The organism is Pantoea sp. YU22, assembly GCF_003970755.1.
GTDB classification, from domain to species: Bacteria; Pseudomonadota; Gammaproteobacteria; order Enterobacterales; family Enterobacteriaceae; genus Pantoea; species Pantoea piersonii.
Genome location: NZ_RYDU01000003.1, coordinates 260,342 through 285,175 on the forward strand (window position 1 = coordinate 260,342; position 24,834 = coordinate 285,175).

Below are 24,834 nucleotides of genomic sequence, written 5' to 3' on the forward strand. Positions count from 1 at the left end.
GGGTTAAGGTGCGTATCGGCGTGGGCTGGCAGGGCTTTTTGCCTCTTTGCGAGCGGACAATATTGCCCACGTGGGCAGCCCACTCACAGCCTCAGCGGGACAGGCCCACCGTCAGAACTTTTCCACCGCCCAGGCGATGCCGCTGGCGTACTCCGGCGGCAGCATTGGCACCAGCGCCTTTAGCGCCGCCGTCAGCCGCGCGCTGTCGCTGTCGGTCAGGTTCAGATGGCCAACTTTGCGGCCCGGACGCACCTCTTTGTCATACCAGTGCAGATGCACCAGCGGCTGCTGCAGCCAGTCGCGGTTTAACGCCGTGCCGATGAGATTCACCATTACTGACGGCGCGAACACCACCGGCTGCGGCAGCGCCAGACCCAGCACGGCGCGCAGATGCAGCTCGAACTGGCTGATGGAGGCGCCGTTTTGCGTCCAGTGCCCGCTGTTGTGCACGCGCGGCGCCAGCTCGTTGATCAGCAGGCCTTCCGGCGTGACGAAGCACTCCATCGCCATCACGCCGACATAGTTCAGCTCATGCATAATCGCGCTGAGCATCGCTTCGGCCTGCGTCTGTTGCGTGGGGTCTGCCTGCGGGAAGGCGACGCTGGTGCGCAGAATGCCCTCCTGATGCAGGTTGTGGGTCAACGGGTAAAATACCGTGCGACCATCCTGACCGCGCGCGCCGACCAGCGACACCTCGCCTGAAAAATGGATGCCTTGCTCGACGATGCACTCGCCGTAGCACTCGTCCGGCAGCGCCTCGGTTTCATCTGCGCGCAAACGCCACTGACCACGTCCGTCATAGCCGCCGGTGCGGCGCTTAACGATCGCCAGCTCGCCCAGCGAGGCGAATACCTGCGGCCACTCGCTCTTCTCCGCCAGCAGCTGCCAGGGCGCGGTAGCGAGGTTAAGCTGGTCGAGCAGCTGTTTTTGCGTCAGACGATCCGCCAGGCGCGGAAAAATATCGCGGTTCACAAAGGCGGGGTGGTCCGCCAGCTCCCGCGTCAGCGCGGTTTCCGGCCAGCGCTCGATTTCGGCGGTGATCACGCTCTGCGCAATCGGCAGCGCGTCAGGTTCGGCGTCAAGACCGACCGGATAGACGGCGATGCCCAGCGGCTCGCCCGCCTGGCGCAGCATGCGGCCCAGCTGGCCGTTGCCCAGTACGCAAACTGGCTTCATGCGTCCTCCCGCGGGTCCGGGTTATTCAGCACCTCATCGGTCTGCGCCTGGCGCCATTCGCCGAGCCGCGCAGCCAGCGCCGCATCGTGAAGCGCCAGAATCTGCGCCGCCAGCAGACCGGCGTTAGCTGCGCCCGCTTTGCCGATGGCTAAGGTGCCGACCGGAATGCCGCGCGGCATCTGGACGATAGAGTAGAGGCTGTCGATGCCGCTCAGCGCCGCGCTCTGCACCGGCACGCCCAGCACCGGCACCAGCGTTTTCGCCGCCAGCATGCCCGGCAGATGCGCCGCGCCGCCCGCGCCCGCGATAATCACCTGAAAGCCGTTATCGGCGGCGGTTTCGGCGAAGCTGAACAGTTTGTCCGGCGTGCGGTGCGCGGAGACCACTTCAACGTGGAAGGGCACGTCCAGGCTGGTGAGGATTTCCGCAGCGAACTGCATGGTGGACCAGTCACTTCTGGAGCCCATTACAATAGCAATGCGGGCCGGGGCGGCGTTGGATGACATGCGGTCAACTCCTGTGAATAAACAAACGAACCTGGCCGGTCGGGCAGGTAAAGAAGGGCACAGAGAATAGCATGAGAAAGGCGCAAGGAAAACGGTTGCGTCGCCGTGATTCCGGCACGTTTCGCGGCGTTTTAAAAGTCGAATTCGATAAGGCGAATGCCGCTGGCGTCGAGCTGGATCATCGAGCCGCGCTCATGCCATGCGCCTAATACGGCACGTTCGGCAGGCGCGCCCTCTAAAACGAAGCGGTGGATTGCCGGACGATGGGTATGACCGTGGATCATAATGCTCACCTGCTGGCGCAGCATCGTCTCTTCAACCGCCCCGGCGTTGACGTCCATAATGGCGAGAGATTTATGCTGGTTTGCCTGTTTGCTGCCGTCGCGCATGCGTGCGGCGATGCGCTGGCGAATAAACAGGGGCAGGGCGAGAAAAAGACGTTGCAGCCAGCGCTGATGCACTTTGGCGCGAAAACGCTGATAGCCTGCGTCGTCGGTACAGAGGGTATCGCCGTGCAGGATCAGCACGCGATGGCCGTAGCACTCCAGCACCTGTTCTTCCGGCAGAAGCGTCATGCCGCTGGCGCGGCCGTAAGCCTTGCCGAGCAGAAAGTCACGGTTGCCATGGATAAAGTAGACCGGTACCGGCAGCGCGCGCAGCGCGTCGGCGACCTGCTGGTGCAGCGGGTCAGGATCGTCATCGCCAATCCAGGCTTCAAAGAGATCGCCAAGGATATAGAGCGCGTCGCAGCGCGGCGCTTCACGCGCCAGAAAACGCAGAAAACCGGCGGTGATCGCCGGTTCTTCCTGACACAGATGCAAATCTGCGATAAACAGGGTGCGCGACATTACTCGCTGACGGTTACTTTCTGGATGACAACGTCATCTTTCGGTACGTCCTGGTGCATGCCGCTACGGCCGGTAGAGACCGCTTTGATTTTGTCGACTACGTCCATACCTTCTACGACTTCAGCAAACACGCAGTAGCCCCAGCCCTGCAGGCTTTCGTCACGGAAGTTCAGGAAGTCGTTGTCGGCTACGTTGATAAAGAACTGCGCAGTAGCGGAGTGCGGAGCGGAAGTACGCGCCATCGCCAGGGTGCCGCGGGTATTCTTCAGGCCGTTGTTCGCTTCGTTGCGAATTTCAGCTTTGGTGTCTTTCTGCTTCATGCCCGGCTCGAAACCGCCGCCCTGGATCATAAAACCATTGATAACACGGTGGAAAATGGTGTTGTCATAAAAACCTTCACGGCAGTATTCGAGGAAGTTTTGCACGGTAGCAGGCGCTTTATCGTCGAAGGTTTTAATTACGATGTCGCCGTGGTTGGTCTGGAAGGTAACCATCATTCTCGTCCTGTAAAGGTTGTCGTCAGTCGTCTGGCCGCCAAAAGCGCGCTGGCCATTTTAGTCGACGCTTCTTATATCATAAATTCCAATGGCGCGTCAGCACGCCCGCGGCGCTGTTGGCACGCTGCCGTCGCGCAAGCGCGAAAAATACGGCACAATAACTGAATAACCTGATAAAAGTGTTTACCGCACTCGTCTAAACGGAACTGTTCAATGCTAAAGATTTATAACACCCTGAGTCGACAAAAAGAGGAATTTAAACCTATTCATGCTGGCGAAATCGGCATGTACGTGTGCGGTATCACGGTGTACGACCTCTGTCATATTGGCCATGGCCGCACTTTCGTGGCCTTCGACGTGGTGTCCCGCTACCTGCGCTACAGCGGCTATCGTCTGAACTACGTGCGCAACATTACCGATATCGATGACAAGATCATCAAGCGCGCCAATGAGAACGGCGAGAGCATCGAGACCCTGACCAACCGCATGATTGGCGAGATGCATAAAGATTTCGCCGCGCTTGGCATTCTGCCGCCGGATCTGGAGCCGCGCGCCACGCGCCATATTCCTGAGATTATCGAGCTGGTAGAGCGTTTGATCGCACGCGGCCACGCCTATGTCGCCGACAATGGCGACGTGATGTTCGACGTGCCAAGTGACGCCAGCTACGGCGTGCTGTCGCGTCAGGATCTGGAGCAGCTGCAGGCTGGCGCGCGCGTGGAAGTGGCCGAAGTGAAGCGCAACCCGATGGATTTCGTGCTGTGGAAAATGTCGAAAGCGGACGAGCCCGCCTGGCCTTCGCCATGGGGTAACGGCCGTCCGGGCTGGCATATTGAGTGCTCGGCGATGAACTGCAAACAGCTTGGCGCGCACTTCGATATTCACGGCGGCGGCTCGGATCTGATGTTCCCGCATCATGAGAATGAGATCGCGCAGTCTACCTGCGCCCACGACGGTCCTTACGTTAACTACTGGATGCACTCCGGTATGGTGATGGTGGATCGCGAAAAGATGTCGAAATCCCTCGGCAACTTTTTCACCGTGCGCGACGTGCTGAAGCACTACGATGCTGAAACGGTGCGCTACTTCCTGATGTCGGGGCACTACCGTAGCCAGCTCAACTATGGCGAAGAGAACCTGAACCAGGCGCGTGCGGCGCTGGAGCGTCTTTACACCGCGCTGCGCCACACCGACCGCAACGCTACGGCGGCGGGCGGCGAAGCGTTTGACGCACGCTTCCGCGCAGCGATGGATGATGACTTCAATACGCCGGAAGCCTACTCTGTGCTGTTCGATATGGCGCGCGAGGTCAATCGCCTGAAAAGCGAAAACGCCGATGCGGCTAACGGCCTGGCGGCGAAGCTGCGCGAGATCGCCAACGTGCTGGGCATTCTGCAACAGGATCCTGAGCAGTTCCTGCAGAGCGGCGCGCAAAGCAACGCCGACGAAGTGGCTGAAATCGAGCACTGGGTGCAGGCCCGTGCCGACGCGCGTAAAGAGAAAAACTGGGCGCAGGCTGATATCGCGCGCGACAAGCTGAACGAGCTGGGCGTGATTGTGGAAGACGGGCCGCAAGGCTCTACCTGGCGTCGTAAGTAAAACCAAAAGGGCGCGCTGGCGCCCTTTTTTATGCCACAGCGGATAACCTCTTTGACCTATGCCAGTTGAAAAGATTGAGATTCGCGGTTTTCGCTCGGTGCGCCAGCTGACGCTGTCGCTACAGCAGCTTAACGTCATTAGCGGCCCGAACGGCTGCGGCAAATCGAACCTCTACAAAGCGGTTAAGCTGCTGCACGACGCCGCCAGCGGACGGCTGGCGGCGGCGCTGGCGGAAGAGGGCGGCATTCAGAAAGTCATGTGGGCGGGCGGCCTGCGTCGCGGCGATCGCCGCCACGACCCAAAACGGCTGGCGCTGGCGGCGCAGATGGACGATCTCGACTATCAGCTTGATATCGGTTTTCCGGAGCCGCTGGAGACTTCACTCTTCAACCTCGACCCGCTGGTCAAAGAGGAGCGTATCTGGCTGAGCGGCCAGCGGCGGCGACCTGCCTCCTGCATTATGCAGCGGCAAAATCAGACGGCGTTTCTGCATAACGTTGACGGGGAGCGCGTGGCCTATCCGGCGACGCTGCATCCTGAAGAGTCGCTGTTCGGCCAACTGGTTGAGCCGCACCGCTATCCTGAACTGTCGCAGCTGCGCGAACGGCTGCGACAGTGGCGTTTCTATCACGAGTTTGCCGTCTGGCCGGGATCGCCGATCCGCGTGCCGCAGACCGGCGTCCGCTCGCCGGTGCTGGCGCATGACGGCAGCAATCTCGCCGCCGCCTGGGCGACCATCGTCGAGCGCGGTCATCATGAGCTGCTCTATGCAGTGACCGCGCAGGCGTTTCCCGACAGCGAGTTTCACGTTGATGTACAGAACGGCCGCTTTCAGATGCAGATGTCGCGACGCGGCGTGTTGCGTCCGCTCGACAGCGTGGAATTTTCAGACGGCACGCTGCGTTTTCTCTGTCTGGTGGTGGCGCTGCTCAGCCCAAGGCCGCCGCAGTTTATGGCGCTTAACGAGCCGGAGAACAGCCTGCATGAGGATTTGCTGCCTGCGCTGGCGCACCTGATTGCCGAAGCGAGCCAGTTTTGTCAGCTCTGGATCACCAGCCATTCGCCGCGTCTGGCGCACCTGATTGCGCAGTACGCGCCGGTGAATCATATTCGGCTGGAGCAGACTGAAGGCGAGACGCGTATTGCGGAGGAGTAGCTGGCGGGGGCGTCCCGCAGGACGCCCCGGTTTATGCGGTGACAGTAATACGCTGTCCGGCGAACTCGACGGTTTGTCCGGCAACGATTTTACAACGCTTGCGGGTTTCTACCGCGCCGTCAACGGTCACTTCGCCGTCGGCGATAACGATTTTCGCCTGCGCGCCGCTCTCTACCCAGCCTTCCAGCTTCAGCAGATCGCACAGGTCGACGTGTGGGTGTTTACCCAGTGCAAAGCTCGCCATTATGCTTCCTCTTTATCGTGATAAGTTTCGCACGCGTGCAGCGTGTTTTCGATCAGCGTGGCGACGGTCATCGGCCCTACGCCGCCCGGCACCGGGGTGATGTAAGAAGCGCGCTCAGAGGCTGCGTCGAAATCAACGTCGCCCACTACTTTGCCGCTTTCCAGTCGGTTAATGCCGACATCGATCACTACCGCGCCCGGCTTGATCCAGTCGCCCGGAATAAAGCCTGATTTGCCGACCGCGACTACCAGCAGATCGGCGTGCTCGACGTGGTGACGCAGATCTTTGGTGAAACGATGCGTGACGGTGGTGGTACAGCCCGCCAGCAGCAGCTCCATGCTCATTGGACGGCCCACGATGTTGGATGCGCCAACGACCACAGCGTTCAGGCCGTAGGTGTCGATATTGTAGCGCTCAAGCAGCGTTACGATGCCGCGCGGCGTACACGGGCGCAGCGTGGGCGCGCGCTGGCAGAGACGGCCAACGTTGTAAGGATGGAAACCGTCGACATCTTTGTCCGGCGTAATACGCTCCAGCACTTTAACGTTGTCGATGCCAGCCGGCAGCGGCAGCTGCACCAGGATGCCGTCGATCTCGTGATCATTATTGAGATCGTCAATCAGCTGCAGCAGTTCAGCTTCGCTGGTGGTTGCAGGCAGATCGTAAGAGCGAGACACGAAGCCGACCTCTTCGCAGGCGCGGCGTTTGCTGCCGACATAAATCTGCGAAGCGGGGTTTTCACCCACCAGAACGACTGCCAGACCCGGCGCACGTTTACCGGCCGCCAGACGCTGCTTTACTTTTTCCGCAACCTCAAGGCGCACCTGCTGCGCAATCGTTTTACCGTCAATAATTTTTGCTGCCATCAGAGAGGAAATCCACTGTGTTGTGTTAAATCGGGGAAAGGCGCCTATTCTGTCAGAAGCGTGACGCGCTGTCAGGTTCTGAATCGTCGTCGGTTGTCTGATTCTTCGGCATACGCATCGCACGTACGGCCAAAAGCGTTGACTCGTTGAGGTCTCGCCGTATAATCCTCGCCATCCCCGTGCGCCCTTAGCTCAGCTGGATAGAGCACCGGCCTTCTAAGCCGTAGGTCACAGGTTCGAATCCTGTAGGGCGTGCCATTATCTTTCAATGAGTTATCACTCTCCTTCCGCTTTCAAAATTTCCCCCTGGGACATATTTGGGACACGACTGCCAAAAATCGCGTCTATTTGACGTGCATGCTCCGTAAGATGGTTAGGCGCAAGATGAGCATATCGCTGTACCATTTCGATGCTTTCCCAGCCTCCCATTTCCTGCAGCGCAGACAGTGGCACCCCGGCCTGAATCAACCAGCTCGCCCACGTATGCCTCAGGTCGTGGAAACGGAAATCTTCAATGCCCGCTCGCTTCAGAGCTGCCCGCCATGCTGTATTGGAATCCACGCGTGTCTTGCGCACGGTTGCCGTTGTGGTTCCGTCACTTCTCTTCGCTGATTCGGTGTGTACGAATACCCAGTTGTGATGCCGGCCGATCTGCTTCTTCAGAACGGCGCAGGCTGTGTCATTCAGGGCAACGCCAATTGCCCGGCCTGACTTGCTGTCCTCTGGATATATCCATGCCACCTTTCTCTGCATGTCAATCTGCTGCCACTTCAGGTCCACGATGTTAGAGCGTCGCAGGCCTGTTGCCAGCGCGAACTCTACGGTAGACTTTAGGGGTTCGGGGCATTCATCAATCAGTCGCTGAGCTTCAGCGGGTTCGAGCCAACGCACCCGCTTATTTCTTTCCTGTGGAACCCTGATAACCGGCGACTTCTCAATCCATTTCCACTCCCTCTCGGCCGCCCGCATCAGAGCCTTCATTAATGCCAGGTGCTTTGCCTTAGTTGAGGTTGATACCGGAACTGCTTTAAATGCTCCGATTTCGATACCTTTCTTGGCCATCGTTGCCGCGCGCTGATTCCATCTCTCCTCTGCCTTGCGGTTGGTCATCTTGCTGACGGCGGCGTATATCTTCGCCTCGCTTATATCCTTTAGTAGCATCCCTTCAAAATGCATAAGCCAGAATCCAATCCGGCCTTTATCTGCATCGATAGACTTCTTGTGGGCCTTCTCTTCAAACCAGCGCATGCAGGCCTCTTCGAAAGTCACGTCCGGGAAATCCCCGAGACGCTCTATTCGCCATAACTCAGCCTTTCGGCGGTCGTGCAGCTCCTGCGCTTGCTTTCTGTCCTCTGTGCCAAGAGATTCTTTAATGCGCTTGCCGCCTGGCGTCGTGTAGCTCCCGTACCAGACGGAGCCCCTGCGGAAGATCGACATGGTGATTTCTCCTCATGTGTATCTGCCGCGCTCACGGCGACAGTGTGCATTGGATTGTTGAGAGCGGCAATACAGGCCTGACGGGTGAGAAGGTAGGGTGACTTAGGTTTGGACGGGTCTTTGCGCGTGGCGGTGAGCCTGCCGGTGCGTATCCACTGCTGACAGGTTGGGCGGGATATGCCCAGAAATGCGCACGCCTCATCCATAGAAAGTGCGTAACTTTCCATATCTACTCCTTATCCGGCCAGTTCTAGGCCACGGCTAAGCAAATAAAAACGGCGAGCCACAGAGTGAACTCGCCGGGGCAGATGTCGCTAAGGGTGTTCATCGCCCTAATAGCTCTTTCATCCGGGCGTAGGTTTCCGGCGCGCGCTTGTCAGGTCTCTTAAGCTCTTTTCTCAGGAGACTTGTCAGCTCTTCCCAGTTCTCGATTACCGGTGCAAATCGTGGACATTTAGCGGCTATTAAAGGGAAGCTTTCTTTTATCTCAGGGATGCGCTGAACCAGATTCATGCATCGGTTTAGATCTGCCGGGTCGGACGGTGGGGAGAAATATGAACCGTAGAAGTTCTTTTTCATTCCTAATGCAATCGAGGCCATCGTTGCAGAACTAACGCCGACATTACCAGTGGCCTGCCATTCCATAACTTTCATGGCTAAATCAGACATAACAACTCCTCACGCAGAGCGCGATAGTGAATAGGGTGAGTGGGGGGTTACTTCAGGGTGATGTGGGGGATTTTGCCTGCAAGAATTGCGTCATACACATCATCACCGCATGACCAGCAAATATCATTAAGCGCTTTGACTGCCTCCTCTCTCTTGATAAGCTCTTCGTGCGGCATAGGCCTAAACTCCCATCTATCAAGGTCTAATGCGCCGCAAGTACCGGCTCTTATCCAGAACCCAAAGACAGTACCGAACTTTTCAGCTACCACATCAAAATCACTCCACCCGATCTGACCCTTCTGTTTTGCCTGACACTTTCCAGCAGGTGGCGCCCCTTCGCCATTCCATTCAGCGTTCATGCCACGCTCCTCTGCTTCTGCGCCCACTGCGCGCGTTCATGGTCCTCACGACATCCCGCATCGCAGTAATGCCCCTTGCTTATCGTTTCGTCGCAGTAGTGGCACTTTCCTGTGAACTCAACCGTCGGTCGCGGGCGATTCGCCAGCGCGACCTCTATCAGCTGCTGCTCGCGTTCCGCTGCTTCATCTATCGGATCTGGATGTGTCATTTCGGTTTCCTTTAGGCAATAAAAAACCCCGCCGTGGCGAGGTCTGGTATGTTTGGAACCTGATTTATTCATTTACAGGAATAGGATTATGCTTTTCAACTGCTTCACGAAATGCAAGATCACTGAGAGGATGTATAGAGGCTACATAATAACTTTTCTGCTCTTTCCCCGTCATCCATGAGGCTGTCCTGATAGTAACACGGCTAGTAAAATGACCCTTACCATCAATGTAATGGTCAATATCAAGTCGGGGCTTCTCTGAATCCACAATAGAGCTATTGCCATTATCATCAAAATACAGTGTATGAATCACTTTCCATCCTCCTGCTTCAAATAAACCGGATCCGTACCCCTTGGGTATTTATTCGACTCTTCCCTGTAGAATTCTAGCCGCTCCTTAAAGTAGGCGCGCAACGCTTCCGGCTGCTGCAACTCCACTTCCATCGGGATAACAGGCTTGTTCATACGCTCCTTGTAAGCCACTCCGGACGCGGCTAAATCGACGTTCATCCGGTCGCGTTCTTCTTTGCTGCGTGCTGCGATATTATGTGACATGAGCTTTCCTCCTTCCCTGAGTATACCGCTACCGACGCCATGCCCGGCTCTTAATCTCTTCTTCATCGCAATACTTATCGTATGCGAAAACTAAAGCCTCGTTTTCCGTGTCGAATAGCTTGTCGGTTATCTTCTCCCAGCCCCGCAATCCCATTTTGCGCACGTCCCACTTCCCGTCACGCGGCCAGATGACATAGCCGCATGTGTGCTGATTGCTGTAGACTTGAGCCCTGGTCAGGCGCTCGCCTTCATCAAGCATATAGAACGCGACTCCGCTTATGAATGTGCGCATATATCCGCCTTAATACTGTTTGCATAAACAGTATATCAGGGCGGGGAGGGGGTCAATCTGAGGTGAGTTCAGGAGAGGCTGCCAGCATTGCTGCATAACAAAGCTTTGCCCTATGTGCGGCCTGCTGACATCCGCTCATTGCTTCGTATGCTTCCCATTCTTCGTCGGTGCTAAAAGATTCGTCAGGTTCGGACTCAAAGCCAGCAATCACCATGCCCTCTGTCGGCTCAACCGGCACGAGCTGCCATCCGTCACGCGCCTTACGATGCGCCAGCAGCTCCTGCGCCATATCTGTTAGTTCCCCAACTCGCCAGGCGTTACCTGAAGCTATTTCCTCTAGCCTCTCATAGCTAATCATTTCGCCTCCTCAATTTTGCGCAGGATGGCGGCGCGGCAGGCGTTCCAGCCTTCTCGCCAGTCGTCGAACTCGTTATGAATGCGCTCTGCATCCGGCACCAGCTCCGCCAGGTTGATAGCTGGCGCAGGACGGATGAATAACGGCTGGCAGATAATACCTAATGGCATTATCCCGTCATAGCAGATGCTGCCGCTCTTCTTTCCTTCCCATCGATAGGCAACCGGTTCCTGTCTCTGCATCTCCGCTAGTTTCGCCTCTGCTGCTTCTGCGCGCTGCTCCAGCGCCCGGAATGCTTCGGCAATGGCGAGGATGGCATTAGTACTTGCAGCCAGAGTAAATTCCTCTCCAATGCTAAACGCTTCCTTGCGCGTTTCAGCATTCATCATTGCTTGAGCCAACTCAGCTAATTCATTCAGCTTTTCCATAATCACTCCTCCACCTGGCCGCCTGCTTGTCGGATAGCTCTTTCAACCCCAGCCTTTTCAAGATAAATCCCTTCGCCAACAGCGGGGAAGGAAGCCAGTATGCCGGTCAAATTGACTTTCACCGGCTGCGGCGCGGTGGCGTTCAGGCGCACAGCTTCGGCTCGGTACGCATTCCATCCCTCACACTGTCCTAGATTTCTGGCTTCGTCCGGTTCTTTTTCGTTGAAACCATCACAAGAAACTGCGTCAGGAAGGCGCAGCGCCGGGGCGGGCGGTGCGGTGTAAAGCTCAGTTTTTCCCAGCGGCTTGTGATTGCATTTAGGGCAAACATCGTTATCACGCCACTCATCTATCACTTCAAAACCACAACAGCCGCAGTCATAGCGCGTATATTCAGGCTCCGCCGTTAGCGACGCGAGCGCGATTTTCATGACCTGTAACTGCATTGAATCGTCCTCATCCAGACCGAACGGGATTTCATCGCATACCGCCTCTAGTTCTGAGATTTGAGGTTTAAGCCAATCAACCAGCGCCTTTCTCTGCTCTTCCGTATATCCCTGCATCATTCCACCTCCACGCGCTTAAACTCGATGACCCAAGCCCTGCCAAGCTTTATATGGCTGACCTGACTTTGCGATATGCCGAACCGCTCAGCGATATCCCTTTGCGTCCAACCCTTTTCCAAAAGGCGCTTGATAGAACGAACATCCACCTCGCGCAACTTAGCAGCGCCATTTCTTTCTCCGCGCACGATAACGGTTGGCATTTTGGCGCGACCTTTGGCGCTGCAATCTTTCATGTTTTGCGAGTGAGTTCCGGCAGCCAGGTGTGCTGGATTAATGCACGCCGGATTGTCGCAGGAGTGCAAAACCTCCATGCCTTGTGGTAAATCTCCTTTAGTTAACTGATAGGCCAGTCGATGGGCATAAACTCCACGGCCATTGATGGTTAGTTTCCCGTAACCAGCATTGTTGGTGTGCCGCTGCCACTCCCAGCATTCGGTTTGTTCGTTGATGCAGCACCCATTTGCAAGTCGGCGCGCCAAATGCTCAGGTGAATTTTGGTCTAAACCTTTGCCTGGGTAGATTCGGGCGTTGGTGTTGGTATTGCGCACCATGTCGGCGTTTAAGAGGATTGGGCGTTCACGCATGGGCTGCATCCTCATTCTCTCGGCCTAAATACGAGAGAGAAACAATGGCGACAGCCTGAAAGCTGAGATCGTCAGAGACAAACTGCTTCAGTCTGTTCAGGTCTTCCTGAGAGACAATTCGGAAAGTCAGCTGAGCGATACCCGAGACAGTCGCATTACCTTGCGCTGCGCAGTAATGGTAGATATAGCGGTTTTGCTTAGCCATCACTCACCATCCTTACCGGCGCGGAGTTGGGGCGGGAATAAGCCGATCACTTCATCACCCTCTGTCATGAGCCGAATTATCATGGCGATAGTATCAATCGCCTCCTGCTCAACTGCTCCCCATGTTTCGCGGCCTTCTGCGAAATGCACGCCTGCTTTTACCAGCTCGCCAGACTCTTCAGCTACCTTCGTCAGCACGTAATTAGGCTGTGGAAACTTACTCATTGCCTTACTTGCTCTGGCCCTGGCATGAATCACCAAGTTCCCGAAATAATCCTGTTCTGCAAAAGCCTTATATGCTTCAGCCTCCTCTTCGGCTGCATCCAGCTTTTGCTGCAGCGCGGAGAACTTCCGTACCAAATATGCAGCCAGATTCTCGCCAACGAGAATATCTGACGGGAGACACTTACCCGCCAGCAGGCCGCGCATTTCGTTTTCAGTGATTTTCACGTGAAACCTCCTTCTGCTGATCCCATGCCTTTTGCATAAACTCTTCGCTGAACTCCATTTCTGGTGCCTGCTCGAAAACGATATAGGCTTCTTCCTGGCAGTTAGTGCAGTAGCCGGAAACTTTACGGCAACCGCAGTTATCGCAATGTCCACTCATCTGTATCTCCTGCGCCAATGGCGGCGATTTATTCCAGACAGCCGGGATACCAGCCGCGGCTAATGAGCCTGGCGCGCTTCTCAGCTGCGATAATGTTCTGCTGACGTTTGTCCTCGCCGCGCTCTGCGAACGAACGGCGGCTGACAATCATGGTTTCGGGATGGGAACGCGTGATGCGCCGGGTGCTGACCAGCGTGTAAGTAAAGTCGGTGCAGCCATCGATCGGCACAGGCTCACTTGCTTCGATAACGACCGTTTTGCCGCGCAGACAGCCGCGCATCAACCCGTTGAACTCGCCGAGCGTCATATGAAAAAGGGCGCTTAATTCGCGCCCTGTACGTGGTCCCTTTGAAAGCTGCCATGCGACCTTTTCCTTAAAGCCGCTGTTGGGGTGGGTGTTACGACGATACTGTGCGAGCTTACGCATTGGCGGCCCCGTCCTCGTCCAGCTCTGCTTTGCGAAGCAGGTAAACATCGGTGGCTTTTTCGAGCGTGTCAGCCTCATTCGCCAGCATGCGTGCCGCGTATTTGTAGCAGCGGTCCAGACCGGCAACGTTTTCCGCTTCAGCTGCAGCGGTGGTGAAATCGGCAAGCAACTCGTCCGGCGTGCGCGCTGGTGCACTGGTGTTCGTCGCCGGGTTAATTTCGCGCTCGGGCTGCTGCGTTTCGGGCTTGCTGTTGATCAGGTTGTTCAGGTCTGCCCGGCTGCGCGCCGGGGTGACGTCGCGTTCCGCGCGCTGCGCCGGTTCGAACTCATCCGGGGTGTAAACGCCGAGAATCACATCAGGGCAGTAAAGTCGCGCCCAGTATTTGACGGCCAGATAAGCCAGTTGCTGCTTCGGCGCCGTCTTCCAGAGCGGAGAGTTACGCGTAGTGACGTACTCCATAAATAGCGGTTCGCCCCAGGTGATTTCCGTTTCGCCGCGCAGCACTGCGCCGACACGAACAAACAGGCCGCGCTCGTTGGCCGCATTAGCTGCACCAGGCTTGAATTTCCCCCAGTCGCCGCCGTATTCGTATTTAAAACGCCCCTGAACGGCTGTTGAACTGGTGATGACTGCATTAACCAGTTGCGCCTCATAGCCCAGCGTTCCGTTAACGAGATGCGTTTTTTGCGCCACCGCATATGGATTCATTCCCCACTGGGCCGCCTGTAACGCAATTGCCAGGCAATCAGCAGGTTTACCTGCCAGGTGGGCTGGCACTGTTGCACGACCTTCAGCCATGACTTTGGCGAAAGCCTGTAACTTTTGCAGACCGCTCGGGCTGAAGATTGCCGCTTTGGTGTCGGCCTCGTTGACCGGCGCGTGCGTAATTTCGTTGCTCATGCGTAATCCTTCCTTTTGGCCCAGTCCGGGCGCGTGATTTCTTCAATGCCGCCCCAGTTACCGGTAAGCATGCATTCGTGATAGGTGGTCAGGTCGCGGCGGAACAGGTCATAGCCGACGGCAACATCGTCCTCCTGAAGCTGGAAGGTGCGCACCGGATAGCGGCCGCAGTCGATCGACTCGCTGACGGCGATGAACACGAAAAGCGGGTACTCGCCGAAGTGCTTACTGAAGCCCTCGCGGTAGTAGGCGTCCTGAACGTGATAGCGGAACTCTTCGACGTGGCGGGCAAAGCGGGACATATCAGCCACTTTTTTCACGTCGACGATGACAGGCTGGCCGGACAGGAACTTGTCTGGCCGGATCCGGCAAAGCTCGCCGGTCTGCTCGTCGTTCCAGTAGATTGATGCTTCCTGATGGCCTTCAGCTTCCAGCAGCCAGCGCGCGGCCGGATGGGCGAGGGCGCTGGCGCGCATAAGCTTCAGTTTGCGACCTTCCTCGGCGTCCATCACAGTCATGCCCAGCCCGGCGCAGTCTTTCAGAAAAGCTTTCTCGTTCGCCTTTCCCTCGTTGGTGCGCCGGTTGAATTCTGGCGCCACGATGAAGCGGTTATCGAATTCTTCGGGCTCCAGCAGCAGGCAGTGCAGGGCGGTGCCCATATCCAGCGCAGCTTTTTTCTCTTCGTCCTCGGGCGCTTCTTTGCGCCACTGGAAGATGGCCGGGTTTATAGCGATGTCGTCCAGCTGCGATTTGCTGATGCCGGGGCCGCTGTGGTACGACTCGTTGCTGATGTCGTAATAGATGCCTGGCTCCATCAGGCAGCCTCCATATTTCCGTGTCGCTGACAGTAAATCCCGATCGCCATTTCCCGCTTAGCGACTTTCACCAGCGCATCACGCAGGAAATGCTCTGCGGCTTCGTACTGCTCATCGTCTTCGTCGACCATTTCTATGGCAGGGTAATCAAAATGCTTCGGCAGGAACGAGCACAGCGCGGTCATCAGCGGGTTAATCTTGTGCTGGTCCATCCTCGCGTCGACTTCATCACCGATGCGCTCTAAATCCTCCTCAGAGAGGTTTTTGATAATCTCTTCGACTTCCTGTTTTGCTCGCCATGAAAGTTTCATCTTTTCTCTCCAAGACCGAGTGACTTCAGCATCAGGTTGATGAAGGTAAAATCCTTCGTCTTCTCGACCATCTCGCGCTGGCGCTCCAGCTCTTCCTGCTGCTTGCGGTACTGCTCAACTGCTGCCGGGGCGGTCATTGCGGATTACCCGGCTGTGTGACTGACTGAATCAGGCGCTCTACAAGCTTCTGTAAGCGGCTCTTCGGCTTCCACGACATAACGTCTGCGCCGGTTAATTTGAATGCGAACATAGTGTTTTGTGGGCAGCCCGATGCTGCCCCTGCGAAAGAAAGACGCATGGGGATACCTCATTAAATTTGGTTGGTGTAAAAAAATGGGCACCATTGCGGCGCCCATAGGGAGTGTTACGGTCTGGTTATTTCAAGCCCTCTAAAGGCGTTGGTGACTAGCACCGTCGAAGCGACTCAGTGAATCGCCTCTGCGGTGTTACTCAGCTGGCATCTCAATGATTTCTACGCTTAGCTTTAATACCCTGCCGTCGCCCATATCCCACATAACTGGCTCACCCTGATTGAGTATCTTTTCAGCAACGCAGCTAAGTGCATCATCCGTGACATCATGCTTTTCGCCTATGAACAAGCGAATCCCCACTGGAGCGCCAGCCATTGCCTTACTGCGACCTGCGAATATCTTTCCTGATAAACCGGAAAATCCTAACGTCAATGGATTTGGCATCCTCTCTCTCCTGTAGTGGTTACTGGCCCAGTGCCTTTTTGATTGCTGCTGATGCTCTGTCGATATGCGGCCTGAAATGCGATTCGATATAAGCCAGGTCTACATCAGACAGAACAAGTTCACGCTTCAGGCACTGAAGCGCCTCTAACAGCTCAGGAGCCGCGGCCATCAATTGCCCATTTTCATCTTCTTTTCCGTTAACAATCAGGTCGGCAATCAATCCGCCAGTATCACTTTTAATTTCACCCAGCGGCCCCTGATAGCTCCATTTCCCGGACGTACCTTTAAACTTCTGCATTCCTCACCCCCTCGCTAAATAACCAGCCAACATAAGCCCGGCTATCACTATCCAGCAGATAATCCAGTCACGGTTGCTCATGTTGGCTCCAGTAAAAAGGCCTTACAGGCCCGTATTTGAAAATTTTCCGTGAAGTCTCTCAGATGCCTCCGAGTAAGCCTTGTGGGCCTCCTCAGGCGTTTTGAATTCGCCCAGTGGAATCTTTACACCGTGGCATTTGATCGTGGCTTTCCACTTCTTCGTTTGCTTGTTGAAGCCAACACCTTTATATCCAGAGGTGTTATTTTTCTGCGCAACACGATTCCACATGTTTTCCTGATTGGTAGCAGCTCGAAGGTTATTTTTGCTGTTATCGCTTTTGACATTGTTGATGTGATCAACGCATTCCTTAGGCCACTCACCGTACATGTATAGCCAGGCAAGACGGTGCGCGGCATAAAGAATTGCATCAACCCTGATATAAACGTATCCGTCCTGACGGATGTACCCGGCCACATCTCCGGGGAACTTCCATCCCTTCTGAATCTTCCAGCAAAACACCCCGGTTTCTTCGTCGTAGGTGAGTTGCTCCCTAAGTCGGGCTGCCGTGATTCTGCTCTGGTTCATAGATAGTTACCGTGCCGTTACGATGTCTTTAGATTTGCGATAGCCAGCTGCGTAGATGGAAACTTGCGGCAGGCACATGCCGTTTTCGATTTGGCCGCCGACATACTTCTCAGCGCCCGCCAGAATCTGCTTGTGATACTCCGTCTCTGTTTCTACAGCCTTGACTACGCGGTCAGCTGCCGGCCGTTTGCAGGCAATCTCAGCGCGGCTCAGTTCCACGCGACGCTGCGGCGCTTCCTGACTAAATGCGCTCGCCAGAATCGCTTCAATCTCACGCGCCTTAATAGCCTCTTCAGCCCGGCGAGCGTTGCGGCGTGACTTCGCGTTATCTTTTCCAACAGGGTTAAGTGATTTGCCATAGACGATGTTCGCCATAAATCCTCCGGTTAGTTACTGGCTGCACTGTCGCAACAATGCACTCAGTAACCACTGTTTGAGTTCGGTGCGTTCTCGGCACCTTCCGTAGAGCTTCCCGCTCGTTGTTACAAAGAGCTGCTATCCGTTTCGTACTGCGCCAGCGTCCTGCTGATGGAGAGATATTCACATATTGTGATTTAATGGTCAATCACAAATTGTGTATAAATTTAATATGACACGCTATGTGTGTGATTTTTTTGTGTATTTATTTTTCTACAGCCGCAAAAAACCCGTACAGCGCTCGACTCAGTGCTAAGATTTCATGGCTTAACAGGAGGAGGTTGGTGGCATGAGAAACAAAGATGTGGCTGACTTGCACAGGAAGATGATGCCTGAGGTGGGAGAGGTTCTTGGTAGGGGGACTATGGAGCTGCTGAGGGAGGGGCGGGCGATAACTAATCTGGCAATAAAGGAGAAGATAACAGGTCTTTATGCTGATAAAGCAGATGACATAGTAGTGCAGATGGCGCTGGCTCTGCTGTCGACGACGCACTGACGGTGCAGGTCAGGATTGCGGGCAAAAAAAACCGCCAGACCAGCGCTGGCGGTAACTTGTCGAGCAACAAGCAAAGTGATGGATATATTTCACTTTCATTATTGGCCGATATTTTTTTACCTGCAAGCGTAAGCGGCAAAAAAAGCCCGCACACGGCGGGCAAGAGTGATGCGGACAATCAGCTTGTTCCGGCCCTGAGGCCGTGTCTCTCTGGACATTAGTGTTATCGGCACGGCAGGAGATAGCTTTAGGGGTGGGCATGAAAAACCCGGTGCGGTGGCGGGTGCAGGAGTGGCAACGAGTTCACCATTGGTAAACCGTTTACCATTAATGACATCGTTAACCATAGGGATCGGTGTGGCGGGCAAAACTGAAGGTATTGAGATCTTCTACTGGTATATCAACGAGATAGGGTGGCGGTCATATGGGGATCGGCGCAATAAAAAACCCGGCGCTGTGGCCGGGTTTATTTGCAGTGTTGGCGATAAAACTTTAGCACCTTGTTAGGTGTAAAATCAGAAGATTCGAATCCTGATAGTACACGCTGAAAAACGCTTTCTTCCATATCAGCGTGTTTTTCCAATTCTCCGCTTTCTTCCCTAGAAACCACATTAGGGACTTTCCATACAATAGCATCGGCATAGAAAACATAACTGTCATGATGCACAAATGGGTGCTCTCCAGCACGTAAAATACATGCTGGATCGTGGTGTACTGGAGCCGGATATACCGTGGTGATATTAACGACCAGTACGCATTCGCAACCATGGACAGGATGGTACACTGGATCGTTACAAATGATATGTAGATGTTTAGACCCACCAACAGGGGCCAATACGGTGCCTTTCCTGTATGGTGAGTAAACTGTCATGCTAGCTCACTGCTGAATTTTTTGAGTTGGTCGCGCGCTCTCATTCTATCAAGGAGAGCTTCGGCTTCCGCTTCAGATTTCCCGCCAGCCATGAAAATGGATTTTGGATTGATCGCAACAGACGACCCGTGAGGATCTTGCCACTCAGAACAAATTCGGTGCGTTAATTCACAAAGCTCAAAGCGCTTATAATGACCAAACTCTGAGAAAACTTTATCCAGAATTTTTATATCAGCTCGGCTTAGCTCATCGAAAGCATCATCGTCTTCAAGCCCATGAACTGGCTTTTTGACTGAAACCTCATAATTCGATTCACCTTTTATCCAGTCATCCCAAGGTGATTCTTCAAGAGGGCTGCCTGACTTAAGCAGGTCATAGGTTCGTGACAATACAGGACCATTGTTCATGGACACTGCGCGGTCACCAGTCATTGAGTCGCCATAACTGATCATATACTCACGATCAGCCAGGTAAAGCAGTTTCATGAGTTTGATATATGCCATGCGCCCACCACGTTTCAACAGTAGGTAACCAGCCATTTGAGCTGCTTTATTTTCGCTGTACATACTCAACCTCCCAGACTACCTAATTAGTAATCTCAAGTGTGATTATGAATACAAGTGATGCTGTAGTCAATCAGGCTTATTGGCCTGTAACCCTTCAGCCTCATTTTACCCAAACGTATCTTCCGGCCTAAGCACCTGGCATCCAGGCGCCGCTGGCAATGAACCATACCAGGAGTGCTATCCCTGCTATCCCACAAACAGCAGGGAAGATGTATCCAATCTTCATTTCATCACCCAAACGTCTCTTCCGGCCACTGAGCCTTAACCACCTTGCCAATGATGCGGATACTGTGGTCGCAGTCCAGAATCCTGTATGCAGGGTTCAGCGGCACCAGGTAACTAACGCCACTGTCCAGCTCGTACTTCTTGAACGTTACTTCTGAGTCACCGTTCGCAGATGCAATACAGAAATCACCCGACTCTACCGGTTCAGCCGGATCAATCAGTATCAGCATCCCTTCAGGAAAGCTCGGGCGCACACCCTGTGGTGCCGTCATTGAATGTCCCTTTACCTCAAGCCAGAACGCTTTCTCACTGGCTTTCTTCGTCGTTGGCACCCATGCCTTAGCGTCACTGGCCGTGTAGCTGCCGACCTCGGCAAATGGGCCAGCCTGGACGTGCGCGAACAATGGATATTCATATTGTTTGAAAACTGAATCAGACTCATCACCAAACATGATCTTGGCTGGTGATACGCCAAGGGCAGAACCAAGGATTACCGCGTCGTCAGCACTTACCTTACGTGTGCCTAACTCATAATTCCCCAGACGAGACGGAGCCGCCCAACCGCAAAGTTTGGCTAGCTGTACCTGGCTAAGTCCTTTTGCTTCACGCAGGGACTTAATCCTTTCCCCGATTAATTCATGCATTGTTTTCATCCAATAAATTTACCACGGTTCGTGATTGCACTCCGTACACGAATTGAGGTTGACTGTTAATCACATTTTGTGTGTAATGGTGTTCTGTTTAACGCCAAGGAGAACGCAATGAACAACATTGCACAGCAGCGAAAGAAAATCGGAGTTTCGCAGGCTGTTCTTGCTTCGGCGATTGGTTGGGGACAGTCACGAATTGCCAACTATGAGCTGAATATCCGTACCCCTGGACTCAACGATTGTCGACTGATTGTTGAAGGCCTAAAGAAGCTGGGATGCCATTGTTCTCTAGATGATGTTTTCCCACCTTCAAAAAGTAAAGCCGCTTAGCAGTACCCGCTCTTTTTACAACGGACATGAAGTCCTACGGAAGCCACCGAGAACGTGGCGACTAACTCAAACGAAACAACAAAACGTTCGTGGCAATAGCTGCGGCTTTGTCACGTCTGAACAACAACTTATCACCAAGGAATCATACGAAATGGATCATGCAAAGAAACGCAACGAGGCATTGCGCATTGAAAGCGCCTTGCTCAACAAAATCGCCCTGTTAGGCACTGAAAAGACAGCAGCTGCTGTTGGTGTCGATAAGGCGCAGATAAGCCGCTGGAAACGAGACTGGATACCGAAGTTCTCGATGCTTCTGGCAGTACTGGAATGGGGTGTCGTGGATGACGAGATGGCTCATTTAGCCCGGCAGGTGGCGCAGCTTCTCGCAAAAGGAAACGCCCCAAAGAGCAATGAACTCTTTGAGGCGTAGGGTGGGGCAACAACCACGATGCATATCCCGGAGATGATTATGCCAAAGAAACACGTTTTACGCCAGGCAGAAATGCGCAAAAACCTTGCCCGCATCGAGTTCTGCAAAGGCTTCAACCCGACTGTCGCGGAGAAACTGAAGCACATTCTGGAAGAGGCCAAAGCGAAGGAGAAGGGCAAATGAGTAACGTCAGAAGTTTAGCCAAAGCAAGAGAGGCCAGAGCGCCTCAGGAAACGCCGAAAGAGGTCGGTAAGGGGTTTACCTTGCTGCACAGAAAAATACAGGAGACAGAGTTCTACAGAAAGGATTCTCAGGCTGTTCATCTGTGGGTTCACCTGATTATGTCAGCCAACTACACAGAGGCGGCGGTAAAGACAGAATACGGAGTTATCCATCTGCAACGTGGGCAGTTCATCACGGGCCGAAACACTCTGGCAGCAGAGACAGGAATCGAACCAAATCGCGTTCAGTACCTGCTGAAGAAGTTCAAAAAGCTGGGCATGATCGAGACAGCTTCACCGGGAAAATTCACCGTAATTACCATCTCAAAATACGCTGAATATCAGGGCGAAATTGTCCCAGAAGATTCCCAGAAGATTCCCAGACCAAAGGCAGATGTGGCGCGGCTTCCGGAGGTGTTTGTCCCAGAAGATTCCCAGAAGATTCCCACAGCTAACAATATAACTAATAAATCATTATCTAACGATAATGATATGTCATCTGACGATGACGAATCGCCTCGCAAGAAAGGGCTTTCAGTTCCCTATCAGGCAGTGCTCGATGCGTACAACGAAGCAGCTGGCGACAGACTGCCTAACGCTGAAAAGCTAAACCCCAAACGACGCACCGCTATCAAGCGCCTGCTTGGGGAGCTGAAAGAGCCCACCGTCGAAGCTGCCAGTAATTACTTTCACGCCTTCATGAACACCGCCAACGGGTTTTACTTTGGCGAAAACAATCGCGGCTGGCGAGCGTCGTTCGACTACCTGCTCAACAGCGACACACTGACCAAAACACGGGAGGGAAGCCTGTGAACGATATCCTGACACCTCCGCACAGCCTCGACGCTGAGCAAGCGGTAATCGGCGGCCTGATGCTGGACGGCGGCGAAGACAGAACGCTGAAGGTTATGGCGATGCTGAAGCCTGAAAGCTTCTTCTCGGCAGCCCATGCGGTCATCTTCACCGCGATTAAAGACCTGCTGGCCCGCAACAAGCCTATCGACCCGCTGACCCTGTCTGACGTTCTGGAAGCAGGCGGCAATCAGTACGGCGGATTCAGCTACCTGGCGGAAATGTCGAAGAACACCCCATCAGTCGCAAATCTCGTTCACTACGCCGCGGTCGTACGCGACAAGGCGATGGAACGCTATGCCATCTCCAAGCTGAACGAAGCGACTGAGCTGCTCTACAGCCGCAACAGCATGACGGCCGTCGAGAAGCTGGAATCTATCTCAGCCCTGACAACGCAAATCAGCGACTACGCCAAAACGGGCAACCGCCGCGGCCTGCGCTCATTCGGTGATGTCATGGACAGCTGGGTAGCAGACCTTGAGAAGCGTTTCGATCCGAATGGAGAACAACGCGGCATGAGCACCGGCATCCCGTCACTGGACCGCATGCTGGCACCGAAAGGACTGGTGAAAGGTTCGCTGTTCGTTATCGGCGCGCGTCCGAAGATGGGTAAAACCACGCTCTACGGCCAGATGGCAATCAACTGCGCTATCCGCGAACAGAAGCCCGCGCTGATGTTCAGTCTCGAAATGCCCGCTGACCAGATTCTGGAGAAACTGGTAGGACAGAAGTCCGGCGTTAACCCGAGCATTTTCTACATGCCCGCCACGGAAGAGGCAGACACCGAATACCAGGGCGACTACGACGGCGATTTCGATAAGGCCATCAAAACCGCTAACCGGCTGCGCGAATCCGACCTGCTGTACATCGACGATACGCCGGGCCTGTCACTGGCTCACATCGTTGCAGAGTGCCGCAAGGTGAAGCGACAGAGAGGCGAGGTAGGCATGGTGCTGGTCGATTACCTTACGCTGATGACGGCTGAAAAGGCCGACCGTAACGACCTCGCATACGGGCTCATCACGAAGGGGCTGAAGAACCTCGCGAAAGAACTCGGCTGCGTCGTAGTGCTGCTGACCCAGCTGAACCGCGACCTCGAGAAGCGCCCGAACAAGCGACCGCTTCCGAGCGACTCACGCGACACCGGCCAGATTGAGCAGGACTGCGATTACTGGGTGGGTATTCACCGCGAAGGGCATTACGACGAAAGCGTACCACCAGGCGAAACAGAGCTGCTACTGCGACTCAACCGCCACGGCGAAACTGGCACCGTATTCTGCCTGCAGAAAAACGGCGCTATCTACGATATGGACCAACAGGCAGCCAGAGCAGAGCGCGATTCCCGTTCCGACAAAGGCGGCAAGAAGGGTGGAGGTGGATTTTGACTGCCTACTATAACGAAATTGACCCATACGCCGCCCAATGGCTGCGCAATCTGATCGCTGCAGGACATATCGCCGCGGGCGTTGTTGATGAAAGGAGTATTGAAGATGTTACACCCGGAGATCTGCGAGGATTCACACAGTGTCACTTCTTCGCAGGAATTGGCGTCTGGAGCTATGCACTGCGTCAGGCACGATGGAGTGACGATCGCCCAGTCTGGACAGGAAGCTGTCCATGCCAACCTTTCAGCGACGCAGGCAAAGGCGCTGGGTTTGCTGACGAGCGGCACCTGTGGCCCCACTTCCATTACCTCATCGAAAAGCTACGGCCTGAAACAGTCTTTGGTGAGCAGGTTGCAAGCAAAGACGGACTTGCTTGGTTCGACCTTGTACAAGCTGACCTGGAAGGAGCGGGATACGCCTCAGCAGCACTTGATATCTGCGCTGCGGGCTTCGGTGCTCCGCACATCAGGCAGCGACTCTTCTGGGTGGCCGACGCCGACCGCAAACAACGGAACTGGTGCGGGGACGAGCGGCCGACAGGGGGGCATGAATCTTCAGTCGGAGGCTCAACTGGCAGGATGGCAAACGCCAGTAGCGAACGATGCAACCGGATCGACCCACTGTTACAGCGGCAAGAATGCGGATGGGACGCCGAAAATATGCCTGAAACTTCCGGGCACAGCAAAGTTGGCGGGTTGGCCTACACCAATGGCGGGCACTCCAGCGCAAAATGGAAACAGTGCGGCGGGAAATACGGACAGCAGCAGGAAGACAACCGCGCTTTGCGGAGCTCAGGTTCGGGGGTCTGGAATCAATATAGCGATACCGATGCCGGAACCGCAGCGACTAACGGTTTCTGGCGAGATGCTGACTGGCTGCGCTGCCGGGATGGAAAGTGGCGGCCAGTTGAACCCGGCTCATTCCCGCTGGTTAATGGCGCTACCCAAAGAGTGGGACGACTGCGCGCCTACGGGAACGCAATCAACGCGGAAGTCGCGAAAGGCTTCATAGAGGCGTATTTGGAGATAGAGCATGAACAACGTAATCCCCCTCAAGAAATCAACCTACCTACTGCCAGATGACGAGTTCGAAGCTCTGCTGCAGGAAGTAATCATCCACGGCCGCAAGTTCCACGACTTCACCTGTTACCCCGCGGTGATGCGTAAGGTGCTGAGCGACGC

General features: G+C 54.8%; 42 protein-coding genes, 1 tRNA gene and 1 pseudogene. 10 read left to right on the forward strand and 34 right to left on the reverse strand.

The genetic code is table 11. From position 1 onward, the window contains the following. Positions 1-111: 111 nt before the first annotated feature. The 4 genes from purK to ppiB all read right to left on the reverse strand — a co-directional run bounded on the left by purK (position 112) and on the right by ppiB (position 3,024). A complete protein-coding gene (gene purK, locus EKL29_RS07895) occupies positions 112-1,176 on the reverse strand; it encodes a 5-(carboxyamino)imidazole ribonucleotide synthase (RefSeq protein ID WP_126689282.1) in 1,065 nt (354 codons plus the stop codon). Next, positions 1,173-1,682: a 5-(carboxyamino)imidazole ribonucleotide mutase gene (gene purE / locus EKL29_RS07900; protein WP_126689283.1), complete on the reverse strand. Its 510-nt coding sequence runs from the start codon at positions 1,680-1,682 to the stop codon at positions 1,173-1,175. Before purE ends, purK begins: the two co-directional genes overlap by 4 nt. Before the next feature lie 131 nt (positions 1,683-1,813). Beyond that, positions 1,814-2,530, reverse strand: coding sequence for a UDP-2,3-diacylglucosamine diphosphatase (lpxH, locus tag EKL29_RS07905; RefSeq protein WP_126689284.1), 717 nt, complete (start codon positions 2,528-2,530; stop codon positions 1,814-1,816). After that, positions 2,530-3,024, reverse strand: a complete 495-nt coding sequence (gene ppiB, locus EKL29_RS07910) for a peptidylprolyl isomerase B (protein ID WP_120451344.1) — start codon at positions 3,022-3,024, stop codon at positions 2,530-2,532. The genes lpxH and ppiB overlap by 1 nt, the downstream gene beginning before the upstream one ends. Positions 3,025-3,240: 216 nt before the next feature. Between ppiB and cysS the strand changes: the two genes are divergently transcribed. Together cysS and EKL29_RS07920 are read left to right on the forward strand one after the other, a co-directional pair. Then, the gene (gene cysS, locus EKL29_RS07915) at positions 3,241-4,626 is read left to right on the forward strand and encodes a cysteine--tRNA ligase (RefSeq protein ID WP_126689285.1); all 1,386 of its coding nucleotides are present in this window, start codon (positions 3,241-3,243) and stop codon (positions 4,624-4,626) included. Positions 4,627-4,684: 58 nt separating this feature from the next. Continuing rightward, positions 4,685-5,782: an AAA family ATPase gene (locus EKL29_RS07920; RefSeq protein ID WP_126689286.1), complete on the forward strand. Its 1,098-nt coding sequence runs from the start codon at positions 4,685-4,687 to the stop codon at positions 5,780-5,782. A gap of 31 nt (positions 5,783-5,813) precedes the next feature. Here EKL29_RS07920 and ybcJ read toward each other — a convergent pair whose 3' ends face one another. Both ybcJ and folD read right to left on the reverse strand, forming a co-directional pair. Then, the gene (gene ybcJ / locus EKL29_RS07925; RefSeq protein WP_120451347.1) at positions 5,814-6,026 is read right to left on the reverse strand and encodes a ribosome-associated protein YbcJ; all 213 of its coding nucleotides are present in this window, start codon (positions 6,024-6,026) and stop codon (positions 5,814-5,816) included. Continuing rightward, the gene (gene folD, locus EKL29_RS07930) at positions 6,026-6,892 is read right to left on the reverse strand and encodes a bifunctional methylenetetrahydrofolate dehydrogenase/methenyltetrahydrofolate cyclohydrolase FolD (RefSeq protein ID WP_126689287.1); all 867 of its coding nucleotides are present in this window, start codon (positions 6,890-6,892) and stop codon (positions 6,026-6,028) included. The genes ybcJ and folD overlap by 1 nt, the downstream gene beginning before the upstream one ends. A gap of 181 nt (positions 6,893-7,073) precedes the next feature. Here folD and EKL29_RS07935 point away from each other — a divergent pair. Then, positions 7,074-7,150 (forward strand) — tRNA-Arg (locus EKL29_RS07935). 18 nt (positions 7,151-7,168) lie between these two features. On the opposite strand, the gene EKL29_RS07940 is transcribed toward EKL29_RS07935, so the two are convergent. From EKL29_RS07940 to EKL29_RS08045, 24 genes and pseudogenes are all read right to left on the reverse strand, one after another. Next, positions 7,169-8,329: a site-specific integrase gene (locus EKL29_RS07940; RefSeq protein ID WP_311778983.1), complete on the reverse strand. Its 1,161-nt coding sequence runs from the start codon at positions 8,327-8,329 to the stop codon at positions 7,169-7,171. Between the two features lie 134 nt (positions 8,330-8,463). Further along, positions 8,464-8,556, reverse strand: a pseudogene (locus EKL29_RS23250) (helix-turn-helix domain-containing protein); the annotation flags it as partial. Between the two features lie 97 nt (positions 8,557-8,653). Then, positions 8,654-8,998, reverse strand: a complete 345-nt coding sequence (locus EKL29_RS07950; protein ID WP_126689290.1) for a hypothetical protein — start codon at positions 8,996-8,998, stop codon at positions 8,654-8,656. A gap of 47 nt (positions 8,999-9,045) precedes the next feature. Further along, positions 9,046-9,357, reverse strand: a complete 312-nt coding sequence (locus EKL29_RS07955) for a hypothetical protein (protein ID WP_126689291.1) — start codon at positions 9,355-9,357, stop codon at positions 9,046-9,048. Next, positions 9,354-9,566, reverse strand: a complete 213-nt coding sequence (locus tag EKL29_RS07960) for a hypothetical protein (protein ID WP_126689292.1) — start codon at positions 9,564-9,566, stop codon at positions 9,354-9,356. Before EKL29_RS07960 ends, EKL29_RS07955 begins: the two co-directional genes overlap by 4 nt. A 64-nt stretch (positions 9,567-9,630) precedes the next feature. Continuing rightward, positions 9,631-9,879: a hypothetical protein gene (locus EKL29_RS07965; RefSeq protein WP_126689293.1), complete on the reverse strand. Its 249-nt coding sequence runs from the start codon at positions 9,877-9,879 to the stop codon at positions 9,631-9,633. After that, the gene (locus EKL29_RS07970; RefSeq protein ID WP_126689294.1) at positions 9,876-10,121 is read right to left on the reverse strand and encodes a DNA polymerase III subunit theta; all 246 of its coding nucleotides are present in this window, start codon (positions 10,119-10,121) and stop codon (positions 9,876-9,878) included. The genes EKL29_RS07965 and EKL29_RS07970 overlap by 4 nt, the downstream gene beginning before the upstream one ends. A 28-nt stretch (positions 10,122-10,149) precedes the next feature. Next, positions 10,150-10,380 carry a hypothetical protein gene (locus tag EKL29_RS07975; RefSeq protein WP_311778984.1) on the reverse strand — a complete coding sequence of 77 codons (231 nt, stop codon included), beginning with the start codon at positions 10,378-10,380 and terminating at the stop codon, positions 10,150-10,152. A gap of 85 nt (positions 10,381-10,465) precedes the next feature. Further along, positions 10,466-10,771, reverse strand: a complete 306-nt coding sequence (locus tag EKL29_RS07980; protein ID WP_311778985.1) for a hypothetical protein — start codon at positions 10,769-10,771, stop codon at positions 10,466-10,468. Further along, complete coding sequence (locus tag EKL29_RS07985) at positions 10,768-11,196, reverse strand: hypothetical protein (RefSeq protein ID WP_126689296.1); 429 nt, start codon at positions 11,194-11,196, stop codon at positions 10,768-10,770. The genes EKL29_RS07980 and EKL29_RS07985 overlap by 4 nt, the downstream gene beginning before the upstream one ends. Positions 11,197-11,198: 2 nt before the next feature. Then, positions 11,199-11,762, reverse strand: coding sequence for a hypothetical protein (locus EKL29_RS07990; protein ID WP_126689297.1), 564 nt, complete (start codon positions 11,760-11,762; stop codon positions 11,199-11,201). Further along, positions 11,759-12,346 (reverse strand): HNH endonuclease, encoded by a 588-nt coding sequence (locus tag EKL29_RS07995; RefSeq protein WP_158618922.1) that lies wholly within the window; start codon positions 12,344-12,346, stop codon positions 11,759-11,761. The genes EKL29_RS07990 and EKL29_RS07995 overlap by 4 nt, the downstream gene beginning before the upstream one ends. After that, positions 12,339-12,551 (reverse strand): hypothetical protein, encoded by a 213-nt coding sequence (locus EKL29_RS08000; RefSeq protein WP_126689299.1) that lies wholly within the window; start codon positions 12,549-12,551, stop codon positions 12,339-12,341. Before EKL29_RS08000 ends, EKL29_RS07995 begins: the two co-directional genes overlap by 8 nt. Next, the gene (locus tag EKL29_RS08005; protein ID WP_126689300.1) at positions 12,551-13,000 is read right to left on the reverse strand and encodes a hypothetical protein; all 450 of its coding nucleotides are present in this window, start codon (positions 12,998-13,000) and stop codon (positions 12,551-12,553) included. Before EKL29_RS08005 ends, EKL29_RS08000 begins: the two co-directional genes overlap by 1 nt. Next, entirely contained in the window at positions 12,987-13,157 is a 171-nt protein-coding gene (locus EKL29_RS23255) for a hypothetical protein (protein ID WP_311778986.1), read from the reverse strand. The genes EKL29_RS08005 and EKL29_RS23255 overlap by 14 nt, the downstream gene beginning before the upstream one ends. Positions 13,158-13,185: 28 nt before the next feature. Continuing rightward, complete coding sequence (locus EKL29_RS08010; RefSeq protein WP_126689301.1) at positions 13,186-13,584, reverse strand: hypothetical protein; 399 nt, start codon at positions 13,582-13,584, stop codon at positions 13,186-13,188. Beyond that, the gene (locus EKL29_RS08015; RefSeq protein WP_126689302.1) at positions 13,577-14,485 is read right to left on the reverse strand and encodes a RecT family recombinase; all 909 of its coding nucleotides are present in this window, start codon (positions 14,483-14,485) and stop codon (positions 13,577-13,579) included. The genes EKL29_RS08010 and EKL29_RS08015 overlap by 8 nt, the downstream gene beginning before the upstream one ends. Next, positions 14,482-15,300 carry a PD-(D/E)XK nuclease-like domain-containing protein gene (locus EKL29_RS08020; protein ID WP_126689303.1) on the reverse strand — a complete coding sequence of 273 codons (819 nt, stop codon included), beginning with the start codon at positions 15,298-15,300 and terminating at the stop codon, positions 14,482-14,484. The genes EKL29_RS08015 and EKL29_RS08020 overlap by 4 nt, the downstream gene beginning before the upstream one ends. Then, positions 15,300-15,611 (reverse strand): hypothetical protein, encoded by a 312-nt coding sequence (locus tag EKL29_RS08025; protein WP_126689304.1) that lies wholly within the window; start codon positions 15,609-15,611, stop codon positions 15,300-15,302. The genes EKL29_RS08020 and EKL29_RS08025 overlap by 1 nt, the downstream gene beginning before the upstream one ends. Then, the gene (locus EKL29_RS23085; RefSeq protein ID WP_158618923.1) at positions 15,608-15,748 is read right to left on the reverse strand and encodes a hypothetical protein; all 141 of its coding nucleotides are present in this window, start codon (positions 15,746-15,748) and stop codon (positions 15,608-15,610) included. Before EKL29_RS23085 ends, EKL29_RS08025 begins: the two co-directional genes overlap by 4 nt. A 309-nt stretch (positions 15,749-16,057) precedes the next feature. Beyond that, on the reverse strand, positions 16,058-16,306 hold the full coding sequence (locus tag EKL29_RS08030; protein WP_126689305.1) for a hypothetical protein: 249 nt from the start codon (positions 16,304-16,306) through the stop codon (positions 16,058-16,060). Between the two features lie 19 nt (positions 16,307-16,325). Continuing rightward, entirely contained in the window at positions 16,326-16,604 is a 279-nt protein-coding gene (locus tag EKL29_RS08035) for a hypothetical protein (protein WP_126689306.1), read from the reverse strand. Positions 16,605-16,706: 102 nt separating this feature from the next. Beyond that, positions 16,707-17,210: an HNH endonuclease gene (locus EKL29_RS08040; RefSeq protein WP_033748122.1), complete on the reverse strand. Its 504-nt coding sequence runs from the start codon at positions 17,208-17,210 to the stop codon at positions 16,707-16,709. A gap of 6 nt (positions 17,211-17,216) precedes the next feature. Then, positions 17,217-17,585, reverse strand: a complete 369-nt coding sequence (locus EKL29_RS08045; RefSeq protein WP_033748120.1) for a hypothetical protein — start codon at positions 17,583-17,585, stop codon at positions 17,217-17,219. Between the two features lie 331 nt (positions 17,586-17,916). Here EKL29_RS08045 and EKL29_RS08050 point away from each other — a divergent pair, with 331 nt between their 5' ends. Next, positions 17,917-18,123: a hypothetical protein gene (locus EKL29_RS08050; protein ID WP_033748118.1), complete on the forward strand. Its 207-nt coding sequence runs from the start codon at positions 17,917-17,919 to the stop codon at positions 18,121-18,123. Positions 18,124-18,589: 466 nt separating this feature from the next. Here the strand turns inward: EKL29_RS08050 and EKL29_RS08055 are convergent, their stop codons facing one another. From EKL29_RS08055 to EKL29_RS08065, 4 genes are all read right to left on the reverse strand, one after another. Then, positions 18,590-18,994, reverse strand: a complete 405-nt coding sequence (locus tag EKL29_RS08055; protein ID WP_072010385.1) for a hypothetical protein — start codon at positions 18,992-18,994, stop codon at positions 18,590-18,592. Further along, positions 18,991-19,560 (reverse strand): Panacea domain-containing protein, encoded by a 570-nt coding sequence (locus EKL29_RS08060; protein ID WP_033748113.1) that lies wholly within the window; start codon positions 19,558-19,560, stop codon positions 18,991-18,993. Before EKL29_RS08060 ends, EKL29_RS08055 begins: the two co-directional genes overlap by 4 nt. A gap of 127 nt (positions 19,561-19,687) precedes the next feature. Beyond that, positions 19,688-19,786: a YoaK family small membrane protein gene (locus EKL29_RS22995; RefSeq protein WP_143807664.1), complete on the reverse strand. Its 99-nt coding sequence runs from the start codon at positions 19,784-19,786 to the stop codon at positions 19,688-19,690. A 4-nt stretch (positions 19,787-19,790) separates the two neighbouring features. Further along, positions 19,791-20,438, reverse strand: coding sequence for a LexA family transcriptional regulator (locus EKL29_RS08065; RefSeq protein WP_033748110.1), 648 nt, complete (start codon positions 20,436-20,438; stop codon positions 19,791-19,793). A 108-nt stretch (positions 20,439-20,546) separates the two neighbouring features. Between EKL29_RS08065 and EKL29_RS08070 the strand changes: the two genes are divergently transcribed. From EKL29_RS08070 to EKL29_RS08090, 6 genes are all read left to right on the forward strand, one after another. After that, positions 20,547-20,765: a helix-turn-helix transcriptional regulator gene (locus EKL29_RS08070; RefSeq protein ID WP_072010384.1), complete on the forward strand. Its 219-nt coding sequence runs from the start codon at positions 20,547-20,549 to the stop codon at positions 20,763-20,765. Positions 20,766-20,916: 151 nt separating this feature from the next. Continuing rightward, positions 20,917-21,195: a lambda phage CII family protein gene (locus EKL29_RS08075; RefSeq protein WP_033748108.1), complete on the forward strand. Its 279-nt coding sequence runs from the start codon at positions 20,917-20,919 to the stop codon at positions 21,193-21,195. Between the two features lie 39 nt (positions 21,196-21,234). Continuing rightward, a complete protein-coding gene (locus EKL29_RS23090; RefSeq protein WP_158086851.1) occupies positions 21,235-21,378 on the forward strand; it encodes a hypothetical protein in 144 nt (47 codons plus the stop codon). Next, complete coding sequence (locus EKL29_RS08080; protein WP_126689307.1) at positions 21,375-22,229, forward strand: DNA replication protein; 855 nt, start codon at positions 21,375-21,377, stop codon at positions 22,227-22,229. Before EKL29_RS23090 ends, EKL29_RS08080 begins: the two co-directional genes overlap by 4 nt. Continuing rightward, positions 22,226-23,653: a DnaB-like helicase C-terminal domain-containing protein gene (locus EKL29_RS08085; protein WP_311778987.1), complete on the forward strand. Its 1,428-nt coding sequence runs from the start codon at positions 22,226-22,228 to the stop codon at positions 23,651-23,653. Before EKL29_RS08080 ends, EKL29_RS08085 begins: the two co-directional genes overlap by 4 nt. After that, positions 23,650-24,735, forward strand: a complete 1,086-nt coding sequence (locus EKL29_RS08090) for a DNA cytosine methyltransferase (RefSeq protein WP_126689308.1) — start codon at positions 23,650-23,652, stop codon at positions 24,733-24,735. The genes EKL29_RS08085 and EKL29_RS08090 overlap by 4 nt, the downstream gene beginning before the upstream one ends. Positions 24,736-24,834 lie beyond the last annotated feature (99 nt).